This window comes from Caldisericia bacterium, assembly GCA_026414995.1.
Classification (GTDB): Bacteria; Caldisericota; Caldisericia; order B22-G15; family B22-G15; genus JAAYUH01.
In genome coordinates this window covers 24,289-37,353 of record JAOAHY010000005.1, presented here as the reverse complement: position 1 = coordinate 37,353, position 13,065 = coordinate 24,289, and the positions used below count along the sequence as shown (strand labels likewise).

The 13,065-nt window shown below is 29.3% G+C and carries 14 protein-coding genes; 6 read left to right on the top strand and 8 right to left on the bottom strand.

Annotation, left to right across the window (positions count from 1 at the left end):
• Position 1: 1 nt before the first annotated feature.
• Entirely contained in the window at positions 2 to 1,564 is a 1,563-nt protein-coding gene (locus tag N3D74_03025) for a DAK2 domain-containing protein (protein ID MCX8095146.1), read from the bottom strand.
• 2 nt (positions 1,565 to 1,566) lie between these two features.
• Positions 1,567 to 1,896, bottom strand: coding sequence for an Asp23/Gls24 family envelope stress response protein (locus N3D74_03020; protein ID MCX8095145.1), 330 nt, complete (start codon positions 1,894 to 1,896; stop codon positions 1,567 to 1,569).
• Between the two features lie 43 nt (positions 1,897 to 1,939).
• On the opposite strand from N3D74_03020, the gene N3D74_03015 reads away from it, so the two are divergent.
• Genes N3D74_03015 through N3D74_02995 form a run of 5 tightly spaced genes read left to right on the top strand, consistent with a single transcriptional unit; the run spans position 1,940 to position 6,403 of the window.
• The gene (locus N3D74_03015) at positions 1,940 to 2,134 is read left to right on the top strand and encodes an AtpZ/AtpI family protein (protein ID MCX8095144.1); all 195 of its coding nucleotides are present in this window, start codon (positions 1,940 to 1,942) and stop codon (positions 2,132 to 2,134) included.
• A 33-nt stretch (positions 2,135 to 2,167) separates the two neighbouring features.
• The gene (locus N3D74_03010; protein MCX8095143.1) at positions 2,168 to 2,716 is read left to right on the top strand and encodes a LemA family protein; all 549 of its coding nucleotides are present in this window, start codon (positions 2,168 to 2,170) and stop codon (positions 2,714 to 2,716) included.
• A 3-nt stretch (positions 2,717 to 2,719) separates the two neighbouring features.
• Positions 2,720 to 3,613, top strand: coding sequence for a zinc metalloprotease HtpX (gene htpX / locus N3D74_03005; GenBank protein MCX8095142.1), 894 nt, complete (start codon positions 2,720 to 2,722; stop codon positions 3,611 to 3,613).
• A 10-nt stretch (positions 3,614 to 3,623) separates the two neighbouring features.
• Positions 3,624 to 5,069, top strand: a complete 1,446-nt coding sequence (locus N3D74_03000; GenBank protein ID MCX8095141.1) for a TldD/PmbA family protein — start codon at positions 3,624 to 3,626, stop codon at positions 5,067 to 5,069.
• On the top strand, positions 5,066 to 6,403 hold the full coding sequence (locus N3D74_02995) for a TldD/PmbA family protein (GenBank protein MCX8095140.1): 1,338 nt from the start codon (positions 5,066 to 5,068) through the stop codon (positions 6,401 to 6,403). The genes N3D74_03000 and N3D74_02995 overlap by 4 nt, the downstream gene beginning before the upstream one ends.
• A 54-nt stretch (positions 6,404 to 6,457) precedes the next feature.
• Here N3D74_02995 and N3D74_02990 read toward each other — a convergent pair whose 3' ends face one another.
• The gene (locus N3D74_02990; protein ID MCX8095139.1) at positions 6,458 to 7,396 is read right to left on the bottom strand and encodes an NGG1p interacting factor NIF3; all 939 of its coding nucleotides are present in this window, start codon (positions 7,394 to 7,396) and stop codon (positions 6,458 to 6,460) included.
• Positions 7,397 to 7,438: 42 nt separating this feature from the next.
• Between N3D74_02990 and N3D74_02985 the strand changes: the two genes are divergently transcribed.
• On the top strand, positions 7,439 to 8,074 hold the full coding sequence (locus N3D74_02985) for a hypothetical protein (GenBank protein MCX8095138.1): 636 nt from the start codon (positions 7,439 to 7,441) through the stop codon (positions 8,072 to 8,074).
• On the opposite strand, the gene N3D74_02980 is transcribed toward N3D74_02985, so the two are convergent.
• The 5 genes from N3D74_02980 to N3D74_02960 are packed head-to-tail and all read right to left on the bottom strand — an operon-like array spanning position 8,062 to position 13,055.
• Entirely contained in the window at positions 8,062 to 9,354 is a 1,293-nt protein-coding gene (locus N3D74_02980; GenBank protein ID MCX8095137.1) for a TRAP transporter large permease, read from the bottom strand. The two genes, N3D74_02985 and N3D74_02980, sit on opposite strands and share 13 nt — an antisense overlap.
• An 11-nt stretch (positions 9,355 to 9,365) precedes the next feature.
• On the bottom strand, positions 9,366 to 9,827 hold the full coding sequence (locus N3D74_02975) for a TRAP transporter small permease subunit (GenBank protein MCX8095136.1): 462 nt from the start codon (positions 9,825 to 9,827) through the stop codon (positions 9,366 to 9,368).
• Positions 9,828 to 9,884: 57 nt separating this feature from the next.
• Positions 9,885 to 10,964: a DctP family TRAP transporter solute-binding subunit gene (locus N3D74_02970; protein MCX8095135.1), complete on the bottom strand. Its 1,080-nt coding sequence runs from the start codon at positions 10,962 to 10,964 to the stop codon at positions 9,885 to 9,887.
• Positions 10,961 to 12,088, bottom strand: coding sequence for a 2-oxo acid dehydrogenase subunit E2 (locus tag N3D74_02965; protein ID MCX8095134.1), 1,128 nt, complete (start codon positions 12,086 to 12,088; stop codon positions 10,961 to 10,963). Before N3D74_02965 ends, N3D74_02970 begins: the two co-directional genes overlap by 4 nt.
• A complete protein-coding gene (locus N3D74_02960) occupies positions 12,081 to 13,055 on the bottom strand; it encodes an alpha-ketoacid dehydrogenase subunit beta (GenBank protein MCX8095133.1) in 975 nt (324 codons plus the stop codon). The genes N3D74_02965 and N3D74_02960 overlap by 8 nt, the downstream gene beginning before the upstream one ends.
• Positions 13,056 to 13,065: the final 10 nt, after the last annotated feature.

Sequence of the window (13,065 nt, the reverse complement as noted above, 5' to 3'; positions counted from 1 at the left end):
TTTACTCCAATGCTACTATGTAATAATATAGTGGTTGACCACCATAGTAAATTTCTATATCACAATTAGGATATAATTCTTCAAGCTTTTCTTTCAGTTGCTTGCCCTTCTCTTCGTTGATTTCTTCTCCATAATAAATTGATATAAGAGTTCCATCTTCAATCTCAATTGTTTTAAGCATTTTAATTAATGAGTTTTCAGGAGATTCTTTATCTCCAACTATTCTATCTTCATAAATTGATATAAAGTCTCCTTCATTAATTTTTGTTCCATTAAAAACTGTATCTCTAATTGATTTCGTAACTTCAATAGTTCTAATATTTTTAATATATTCTTTTAAATCTTCAATTATTTCTTCAAAACTTTTGTTTTTGTCTACCATTGTAAGAGAAGTGATGCATTCTGGTATTGACTTTGTTGGTATTACTTCTATCTTTTTATTAGTTAACTCTTTTGTTTGAAGAGCTGAAAAATAAACATTTGAATTATTTGGAAAAACAATTATTTTATCTGCATTTACACTTTCTATTCCCTCAAGTATCTCTTTTGTTGAAGGATTAAAAGATTGTCCTCCCTCCACTATATAATCAACTCCGGCTTCTTTCAAAATTTTTTCAAATCCTTTACCTCGAGATACTGCTATAAATCCGACATCTTTTTTCTTTTCTTTTAATTTATCAACTTCATATTGCATGTTTTCAACATTTATTTTTATTACTGTACCCCTTTGATTGAAATAGTTTATTAAATCAAACAAATTATTGGTATGATAATGAATTTTAAAGAAATCTTCTTCTTTTCCAACAATTAAAGAATCTCCCTCTATATTAAAATCTTTCATAATAGATTCTTCTTTTAAATTTGTTGAGAGAAGAATAACAACATCATAAGGATAAATTAATTTTTCAAATTTCCTAGGTTCTTTTAATTCAATTTTTTCTAATTCAACTTCTCTTCCTTTAATTGCTTTATATGCACCTTCAACAAAAAAAATAAATCCAAGTCCTCCTGCGTCAACAACACCTGCTTCTTTCAAAATGCTCAACATCTCAGGAGTTTTTTTAAGAGTTTCTCTCCCTTTTATAATTGCATCTAAAAATGCATCTTCTAAATTTTTACCTTCTTTTATTTTTTCATATAAAGTTTTTGCGAAACTTTTAGCAACAGTTAAAATTGTTCCTTCAACTGGTTTAATTACTGCTTTATATGCCTTTGAAACTCCTTCGATAAATGATAACGAAAGATCTTTTGGTGTAATTTTATCTTTATCTTTTAAAACAATATTCATTCCCTTAAAAATTTGTGACATAATAACACCAGAATTTCCTCTTGCCCCCATTAAGCTTCCTCTTGCTATACATTGAGACACTTCTCCTACGGTTTTTGGATTATTTTTATTTATTTCTTCGCAACTTGATTGTAAAGTCATATACATATTTGTTCCTGTATCTCCATCAGGAACTGGAAATACATTTAATTTATTTATATCTTCTTTTCTTTTCTCAACTTCTTTGTATCCTAAATAAAAGAAGTTAAGAAAAAAATCTTTATCAAGATAGTCCAAAATTATTCCTCCTTAACCTCTTCAACTATGACTTTAATTTTAGGTTTTATATGAATCATTTTTTGAAAAGAAAACTCTGCTTGTTCAATTAAGTTATTTATAACTTCTTTTATATTTATTCCTTTTGAGACAACAATATGATATTTTATTACAAATTTTCCATTTAAAAACTCTACTTCAACTCCTCTTGTTGCTTCGCTTGAGCCTAGCGCTTTTTCAATTTTCTGAATAAGATTTATAGGTGCCATACCAACAATGCCATAACATCTTAAAGCAGAAAGAATTGCTATATCTCTAATTGCATTTTTATGTATAAAACTTTTTCCTTTCATCTTTAAACTATTATATCATTATTTTTATATAATTAACTAAAGGATGAAAAATAAGAGTTTTTTACAAATAGTATTTGAAGTTATTTTTATTTTTTTATTAACAACTTTAGGGTTAGGTTTATTAGGATATTTAATTGATAAAAAATTAAATTCCTTCCCACTATTTATCTTAATTTTTTCAATAGTTGGTATAATAGTATCACTTTATTTACTTTTTATCTATAACAAAAATATTTAAAAATAGTATAATTAAAAAAATTGGAGGTGAATAATGTTTGGATGGATCATTTTAGGAGTAGTGCTGATTGCTCTCTTTTGGTTCATAGGCACTTACAACATGTTTATAACCTTAAAAAATAGGGTTAAAAATGCATGGGCTCAGATAGATGTTCAACTTAAAAGAAGATATGATTTAATTCCAAATTTAGTTGAAACAGTAAAAGGTTATGCTAAACATGAAAGAGAAGTTTTTGAAAGAGTAACTGATTTAAGAACCAGAGCAATGAGTGCAGGTTCAATTAAAGATATAGGTGAGGCAAACAATCAGTTGACTGGAGCTTTAAAAACTCTATTTGCAGTTGCAGAAAATTACCCAGAACTTAAAGCAAATGAAAATTTTTTAAAACTTCAAGAGGAATTAACAAATACAGAAAACAAAATTGCATTTTCAAGACAATTCTATAATGATATTGTTATGAATTTTAATGCAGCTCAAGAAAGAATTCCAGCAGTATTTGTGGCAAGAATCATGGGCTTAACTCCTGCTGAATATTATCCTGTGCCAGAAGAAGAAAGGGGACCAATAAGAGTTAGTTTTTAATTTATGAAAAAAACTCTTTATGAATTAATAGCAGAGAATAAAAGAAGAACAACTTTCTTTTTGATTATATTTTCAATTATTTTATTTCTCATAGGATATCTATTTGTTTATGCACTTGAATGGGGAATATCTGGATTAATTTTAATAGCAATATTCATAATCTTTTACAATTTGGTGGTTTATTACAATTCTGATAAAATAGCTCTTCTTTCTGTTGGAGCAACTCCTGCAGATAGAGATAAGTTTTATGTTCTTCATAATGTAGTTGAGGAGGTTGCAATTGCTGCAGGAATTCCTAAACCAAAAGTATATATTATGAATGAACAACAACCTAATGCTTTTGCAACTGGTAGAAACCCTCAAAATGCTTCTATTTGCGTTACAACTGGTCTTCTTGAAATGATGAATAGAGAAGAACTTCAAGGAGTTATTTCACATGAAATTTCACATATAAGAAATTATGATATATTACTAATGACTGTTATTGGAATTGTTGTTGGGTTGATTGTTTTATTGAGAGATATTTTTTTAAGAAGTGTCTTTTTCTTTGGAGGAGGTACACGTAAAAGAGAAAAAGAGGGAGGCAATGCAATTTTTATGGTAATTGCCATAATTTTAGCTATTGTATCTCCTATTCTTGTTGCATTAATAAGAGCAGCAATTTCAAGACAGAGAGAGTTTCTTGCAGATGCTGATGGTGCATATATAATAAGAAATCCATATGGGCTTGCAAGTGCTTTAAAAAAATTAAGCGAATATCAAAAACCTATGAAAAATCCTTCTGAAGCAACAGCTCATCTATTTATAAGGAGTCCATTTTCAGGAGAAAAACTTTTTGCGACTCATCCACCGATTGAAGAGAGAATAAAGAGGTTATTGAGTTTAACATTTAAATAAAGGAGGATTTATGAAGGATGAAGTAAGATGGATTATGGAAGAGGCTAAAAAAAGAGGGGTAAATTATGGAGATGTAAGAGTGATTGAGGATGAAGTTGAAACAATTGACACTGAAAATGGAACAGTACAAGGAATTGGTAAATCGATTTCAAAAGGTTTTGGTATAAGGGTTTTACTTAATGGTTCATGGGGTTTTTCTTCTTCATCGAAAATTGATAAATATGAGATGATAAAAGTATTAGATGAAGCAATTAGTATTGCTAAAGCTTCACAAATTGTAAAAAAAGAAGATGTTATTCTATCACCAGTTGACATTTTTGAAGATGAATATCATGAAAATTATAAACTAGATCCATTTTCTATATCACTTGACAAAAAACTTGCGCTTCTTCTAGAATGTGACAAAATTATGTCTCAATTTAAAGCGGTAAAAATAAGAAGGGGGAGTTTGTACTTCTTAAAACAAAATAAATATTTTGCATCAACAGAGGGTTCATATATTTTTCAAGAAAGAATAGTTTCTGGTGCAGGCATAGAAGCATATGCAATAGGAGATACAGGAGAAGTCCAAAGAAGGAGTTACCCAGCATCTTTAGGTGGTGATTTTTCAAGAAAAGGCTATGAATTTATTGAAGAATTGAAACTAATTGAAAATAGTGAAAGAATTGCGAAACAAAGTGTAGATTTACTTAATGCAAAACCATGTCCTCAGGGTTATATGGATATTGTTATTAGTGGAGATCAAATGGCTCTTCAAGTTCACGAATCATTAGGACATCCTGCTGAACTTGATAGAGTCTTTGGAATGGAAGCTTCATATGCAGGGACTTCATTTTTAACTCCTGAAAAATTAGGAAAATTTCAATATGGTTCTAAAATAGTTAATATTACAGCTGATGCTACAACACCATACGCACTTGGTGGTTTTAAATATGATGATGAAGGAGTGCCAGCTCAGAGAGTTTATCTTGTGAAAGATGGTATTTTTGTTGGATATCTTACTTCAAGAGAAACTGCTCACAAAGTTGGTCTAAAGCCAATAGGTGCCATGAGAGCAGATGGATGGAATAGAATTCCACTTATTAGAATGACCTCAATAAATCTTGAACCTGGTAATCTTTCTTTTGAGGAGTTAATTGGTGGTATCAAAGAAGGAATTTATGTTGAGACTAATAAAAGTTGGTCGATAGATGATAAGAGACTTAACTTTCAATTTGGATGTGAAATTGGATGGGAAATTAAAGATGGTAAACTTGGCGAAATGATAAAAAATCCAACATATACAGGAATAACTTATGAATTTTGGAGATCATGTGATGGAATTGGAAACAAAGACCTTTGGCATGTTTGGGGTTTACCAAATTGTGGAAAAGGTGAACCCACTCAAATTATGCAGGTATCTCATGGAACATCACCTGCAAGATTTAGAAATGTAAGAGTAGGGGTGATAAGATGAGAGGAAAAGATGAAATTATAAAAATTTTAAGAAAGGGAATTGATGTATCGAAAGTAGATGAGATTGAACTTCTTTATCTTGGCAAAGAGTCAACTTTAACAAGATTTGCTAACAATACAATTCATCAAAATGTGAAAGAAACAAATTCTCAAATTAGAGTAAGAGTTATTAAAAATAAAAAAATTGGATTTGTTGAAACAAACAATCTAACAGAAGAGGGTGTAATTAAAGCAGTCAAAGACGCAGAAGAAATAGCAGAATACTCGAAAGAAGACCCAGATTTTGTAAAATTACCTGAAAAAGATAATTATATTGAAATTAAAACTTTTTATGAAGAAAATTTAAAAGTTAATCCTGAAGATCTTGCAAATAAAGTTTCAAATCTTGTAAAACTTTCAGAAAAATATAATTTAATTGCATCAGGTGCTTTGTCTTTAGATTTAGAAGAGTATGCTATCTTAAATTCAAGAGGAATTGAAGCTTATTCACCTTATTCTTCAATAACATTTTCAACTGTTATAATGAGTGAAAACTCTTCTGGTTATGGAGATAGATTTGCATTGAGATTTTCAGAATTAAATGAAATTGATCTTGCTGAAGAAGTAATTTATAGAGTTTTAATGGGAAAAAATCCAATTGACTTAGAGCCTAATAAGTATGAAGTAATACTAACTCCATATGCAGTAGAAGATATACTTTTCTTTTTTGCTTATCTTTCATTTGGAGCAAAATCATTTCATCAAGATACAAGTTTTATGAGTGGAAAATTGGGTGAAAAAGTTTTTGGAGAAAATATTACAATTTGGGATGATGGTTTAGATCCATCTGGTGCACCTATTGTTTTTGATTTTGAGGGCGTTTCTAAAAAAAGAGTCAATTTAATAGAAAATGGTATAGCAAAAGGAGTTGTGTATGATTCATATCATGCTTTCAAATATGGAAAAGAAAATACAGGACACTCTCTCCCTCAACCAAATTCTATAGGACCTTTTGCATTAAATCTATTTATGAAAGAAGGAGAAAGTAATGTTGAAGACATGATAAAAAATGTAAAAAAAGGAGTTTTTGTTTCTAGATTTCATTATACTAATCCTCTAGATCCAAAAAGAGTAATAATAACTGGAATGACAAGAGATGGAACATTTTTAATTGAAGATGGAAAGATAACTACCCCAGTTAAAAATATGAGATTCACACAAAATATGGTTGAACTAATGAACAATGTAGTTGAAATTTCAAAAGAAAGAAAAGTTCAAAAAGGCGGAGCTCATGTTAGTGTTGTTCCCTATATTAGAGTAAAAGAATTTAATTTTACTGGAAAAACTGAATTTTAATTTGTATATAAAGTAGAAAATTTTATGGGTGCGGTAAATACCGCACCCCTTTTTTTATATTCTTTTAACTCTTATTAATCCAGAAAAAGTTTCAATTTTAATACCCTTTTTCTCTAATTCATCAAGAAGAAGATTTAAACCTAAAGAATCAGATGACATATGACCAGCGACAACAAGATTTATTAATGCTTCTTCTGCTTCTTTTCTATGTTCCTCAGAGAAATGCATTCCAATTATTGTTCCAATTCCAGCATCAGAAAATTTCTTCATAAGTTCTTTAGCACCTTCTGTTCCACCAGTCATATCTACGACAATTTTACCTGCCTTACTCTTAAGGTCTCCACTGAAAATTTTTGGACCAAAACCAAGTTTTTTTGCCTCTCTATATTCTGGAATTGTTAAAAGAACCTCTATTACATCTTTTAAATATTTTGGTTTTTCTTTTTCAAATATATTTGTTAAATATGAATGAACAGCATTGTCTGAAGGAGTATGTACACACATAAATGGTAAGTTTAAAAGTCTTGCGGTATCTATAGCTCTATATGCATTTTGTGGGGTTAATGCTCTATCAACCTCAGAAATTCTTTTAGCCATTAATTTTTGTCCAATATTAATTGGAATTCCATGGTGAATTAAAGCATCTTCTTGTAATCTCATAACATCTGGAAGATTAAGCAAACCAATTCCTCTTGGATGATGAGCAAGAACAAGATCAAAATTCAAATTTTTACCAAGCATAACTTCAGCACTATCAATATCAATTCCTGCAATTAAACTTTGTATTTCTTCATCACCTGTGCCATAAAGAATTCTTGTATCTCCATATGGATTAAATAAAGAATCTAAATCAAAAAACTCTTTTTCTTTTTCTTCAAGTTTTTCAAACTCCTTTTTTCTCTCTTCAATAAGTTTTAAAACCTCATCTTTACCTCTTGGGTCATATTTAATTCCTAATTCTATAAACAGTTTGTAAATATCTTTTAACTTCATATCTTTACCTCCTTAAGACAATGTATTATAATTTTATCAAATATGGAAATATTTTTAGATAGCGCTAATTTGCGAGAAATTGAAGAGATAAACTCGACTAAACTTATTTCTGGTGTTACAACAAATCCAACTTTATTAGGAAAAGAAAAAATTTCAATAAAAGAAGTTATTAATTTATGTAAAAATTTAAATTTAAAAGTTTTTGTACAAACTTTAGAAGAAGATTATCTAAAAATTTATGAAGAAGGAAAAACATATTATTTAATTTACCCTGAAGGTTTAGTATTAAAAATTCCATTTTCCAAAGAAGGATTAAAAAGTTTGCCCCTATTTAAAAAAGAGAATATTCCATTTTCAATAACATCAATTTTTTCTCTTTCACAAATAATTTTCTCTTTAAAATATGAGCCTCTTTATTTAATTCCATATATAAATAGAATTGGAAGATATGGGGGAGACCCTATTAGTATAGTTAAAGATTCAAAAATTATAATAAAAGAAAATGGATTAAACATAAAAATACTTTCTGCAAGTTTTAGAAGTTCAAAAGAGGTAGAGGATGTAGTTAAAAATGGAAGTGATGCAATAACTATCCCTAAAAATATCTTTGATGAAATATTTGAAAATCCATTAACTCAAAAAGCAATTGAAGATTTTAAAAAATATCAAGGCACATAAAGTTTAGAAGCAATAGGTATTAAAAGCGAAAGTTTTGGAGCATATGTGACAATCAAAAGACCAACAATTGTAAATAAAACGAATGGCCATATCTCTTTTGCTACTTGATCTAAAGGTTTTTTTACTAAATTTGCAGTTACATAAAGATTAACTGCAACTGGAGGTGTTATTTGGCCTATTGCACATGCAACAGTTACTGCTACTCCAAAAAATAAAGGATCAACACCAAAAGATTTTAAAACAGGTAAGAAAATTGGCATAACAACATACATAATTGAAATAGCATCTAAAAAGAAACCAGCTATTAGAAATACTATATCAACAAGTAATAAAAATATAATAGGATTTTTTGAAATATTAATTACACCTTTTGCAGCTAAATCAAGTATACCTAGTCTTGCTTCTGCTATTGAAAAAATTCCTGCGAATGTAACAACAAACATAACAACTGCTGATGTTATTGAAGTTTCTATTAGTGATTCAATTAATGTTTTTAAATTTAATGATTTGTATACAAAAATACCCACAAACAAAGAATAAAAGACAGAAATAACAGCTGCTTCTGTTGGAGTTGCAACACCAGCATAAATTGATCCAAGAATAATTACAGGAGCTAAAATTGCCCATATTGCGTCTTTTAATGCAATTAAAATTTCTTTTGTAGTTCCTCTTTTTTCTGTTCCTCTATAATTTCTTCTTTTTGAAATTAAATAAGTTATAACAATTAAAGTTCCAGAAACTACTAAACCAGGTAAAATTCCACCTAGAAAAATCGCAGCAACTGAAACACCTGTTATATTACCATATACAATAAATGCAATTGAAGGTGGAATAATTATTGCAAGACCACTTGCTGCGGCAACAACTGCTGCTGAAAATAAATCACCATATCCTTGTTTTATCATTGCAGGTATAAAAATTAAACCAATTGCTGCTGCTGTTGCAGGACCTGAACCAGAAATTGCACCCCAAAAAGTTGCAGTAACAACTGCTGCAATAGCAAGACCTCCAACAGAACGTCCTACTACAAGTATTATGAAATCTGATATTTTTTTGGCAAGTCCTCCTTTTGACATTAAAACTCCAGCAAGAACAAAAAATGGAATTGCAATTAATGGAAATTTAGCAATACCAGAAGCAAAATTTCTAGATATCATTGTAATACCTAATTTATAGTAAACTGTTCCAAGAACTCCTGCTATTCCAATTGATGTACCAATAGGAGCACCAAGAATTATTAGAATGAAAAAAATACCAAATAATAATAATGCAGCAAACATTTATCTCCTCCCTATTTTAATTCCTTAATTTTTTTAATTGTTGATGTAATAATTTTTTTAAATACAAATATTGAAAAAATTGGAATACCAATTACATATATCCAATTAGGGATATTGAGTGCTTCGCTTCTCATATGAAAAAGAGTTAAGTCCATATAAATTTCTCTAATTGCAAAATAGTTGACTATTCCAAATAAAACCATTGAAAGAAAAGATGAAATTAAAATAGAAATTTTTTTCATCAATTTTGGAAATTTGTTAAACACAATCGTCATATTAAGATGCGAATCTTTTTCAAATGCTAATGCTATACCTATAACTGTTAACCAAACAAAAAAATTTACTTCGAGTTCTTCAGTTGCTGCAATAGATAATTTAAATAAATATCTACTTAACACATTTATAAACGCAATAATAGCCATTATTGCAAGAATTATAGACGATAAAATCTCTTCAATCGAATATTTTCTCATTTTAGCCTCCATAAAATAAAAAGGGGTGCAAAGTTGCACCCCTTAAAAAGTTGATTATTATTTTCCCATATCCTTTTTGGCCAATTCAACTAAATCTTTTCCTACAACATCAACCCATTTATCAAAAACTGATTTTGTTGCTTGAATGAATTTCTGTCTATCTTCTTCAGTTATATCAATAACTGTCATTCCATTAAGTTTTACATAAGCAATTTGATCTGATATCTCAGGAATATAATTATATTTCTCTTTTAGTAATTTTATTGAAGCACCTCCATCAAGACCTCTTCTTACAAAAGCCTTTTCCCATTCTGCAGCTTCAATTGCTGCCTCCTTTATTGCTTGTTTTATGTCATCAGGAAATGTATCCCATGTTTTTTTACTAACACAGAAAATAAGTGGATCAATGACATAATTCCAGTTTGTGACATATTTATGATATTGCCAAATTTGAACAGGAAGTAAAACTCCATATGGATTTTCTTGTCCATCAACAGCTCCCTGTTGGAATGCAGTTACTGCATCTGCCCAGTTCATACTTACAGCATCAGCACCTAATGCAGTAAATATTTCAATAAATATTGGTGATCCAACAACTCTAAATTTTAAACCTTTCATATCTTCAGGTGTTCTTATTGGCTTTTTACTATTAGTTATCTGTCTAAAACCATTTTCTCCCCAAGCAAATGGAACAACACCCAACTTTTCCATTTCTTCAAAAATCTTTTTACCAGCTTCTCCATTTTCAATTTTATCTAAATTCTCATATGTATTAATAAAAAATGGTAAAGAAAAGAGATTATGAGATTTAACAACAGGTGAAGAGTTAATAGTTGATTCTACAGCAAAATCAATACTTCCTTCTGCAACAGCCTGGAACCAGTTAGTTTGTTTTCCCTGTAGTAAAGCACTTGAAAAATATGGTTTAACATTTATCTTTCCACCAGTTTTTATCTTAATTAAATCTGCCCATTTTTGAGCACCCATTCCCCAACCGAAAGCAGGTCCTACATTTAATTGCATTGTATATTCAGTTTTGGGAACAAATTCAACCTTTTCTTCCTTTTTACACCCACTTAAAATAAAAGCTCCCAAAATTAATGTTGTGATTAAAATAATTGTTAATAATTTTTTCATAAAATTTTACCTCCTTTATAAAGATTTAAAATATAATTTAATTTGTCTTCATTTTCAATAATGCTGCAAATATCTTCTAGAAATCTTGCAGCATCAGCACCATCTATAACCCTATGATCATATGATAATGATAAGTAACATACATCATTTAAATAAATTTTCCCATTTTCATCTATCTGAACCTCTTTGTTTATTCTACCTATTCCAAGAATTCCAACTTCATTTACATTTAAAATTGGAGTAAAGAAATCAGTTCTCATCATACCAAGATTTGAAATTGTAAAATGAGAGTCTTTTGTTTCCTCAATAGTTAACCTATTTTCTTTTGCTTTTTGAGTTAAATCCTTTAATTTTTTATCAATTTCAAATATTGTAAGATCGTTTACTTTTTTTATAACTGGAACAACAAGGCCTCTCTCTGTATCTGTTGCAATACCAATATTTATATCCATAAATTTTATCAATTTTTCACCATCAAAATTTGCATTAAATTTTTTATGTTTTTTCAATACTTCACTAACAATTTTCAAAATTATTGATGTGATAGAAATTTCTTTTAATAAACTTTTTTTGATGTTCATCAAGTATGTGAAATTTACTTTTGTTACATTAGTTACGAGAATTGTATTTTCATAAGATTTTGTTAAATTTTTAATTATCTCTTTTCTAATAGGTGATAGTTCTTCAATTACCTCTTCTGATTTTTCTTGTTTTTCAATATAATCTAAAATATCTTTTTCAATTATTCTACCACCAGGTCCACTTCCTTTTATTTTTGTTAAATCTATTCCTTTTTCTTTTGCTAATCTTTTTGCTGAAGGAGAGGCAAGAATTTCTTTTTCCTCTTTTTCTTTTTTTGTTTCCATCACCTCCTCTCTTATTTCTTCATCTTTCTCAGTTATAATTGCAATAACATCCCCTACTTTTTTTGATTCTCCCTCTCTTACTAATATTTTTTTAAGAATCCCAGAAACAGGTGATTCTAAATCATTTATTATCTTTTCTGATTCAATCTCACAAACTATTTCTCCTTTTTCTATATAGTCCCCTTCATTTTTATACCATTTTGTTATAACACCCTCTTCCATTGTTAAACCAAATTTTGGCATTCTTAACTCATACATTCAAAACTCTCCTTACAGCTTCTATTACATTTTTATAATCTGGTACTATATAATCTTGTAATGGTGGGCTAAATGCAATGTGAACATTTTTAGCACCAACTCTTGTTATTGGAGCATCAAGATAATCAAATGCTTCTTCTTGTACTACTGCTGCTATTTCTGCACCCCATCCAGCCCTTTTCCATGTTTCATGTGCTATTACTAAATGGTGTGTTTTTTTAACTGAATTTATAACACAATCTTTATCCCAAGGAACGAGTGTTCTAAGATCTATTACCTCCACATCAATTCCATCTTTTTTAAGTTCATCAGCTGCCTTCAATGATTCGTGTACCATTCTTGAAGTTGCAACAACAGTTACATCTTTTCCTTCTCTTTTTATATCTGCCTTTCCAAATGGTATAAAATATTCTTCCTCTGGTACTGGCCCTTTAATTTTATAAAGCATTTTATGTTCAAAAATAATTACTGGATCATCACATCTTAAAGCAGTTTTAAGTAAACCTTTCATATCATATGGAGTTGAAGGAATTACAACATAAATTCCAGGTATATGCATAAATATTGTTTCTATTGATTCAGAATGTTGTGCTGCTGCAGATTTTGCTATTCCATCTGGTCCTCTCAAAACAACTCTAATTTTTCCTTGTCCACCTGTCATATGTTTAAATTTCATAATTTGATTAACTATTGAAGTTATCCCAGTGAATATAAAATCTGCAAAATGAAATTCAACAACAGGTCTCATACCAACTAATGCTGCTCCTAATGCTGAGCCATAAATAACTTCTTCTGATATAGGTGTATCTATGACTCTGTCTTTAAATTTTCCTAATAAAGATTTATATTGGCCAAATATTCCTCCCTGTTTTGCTATATCTTCACCATATGTAAAAATAGTAGGGTCTCTCTCCATTTCTTCAAGCATTGCCTCTCCGAGTGCTTCAGCAAATGTTATTTCTCTCATTTAATTCCTC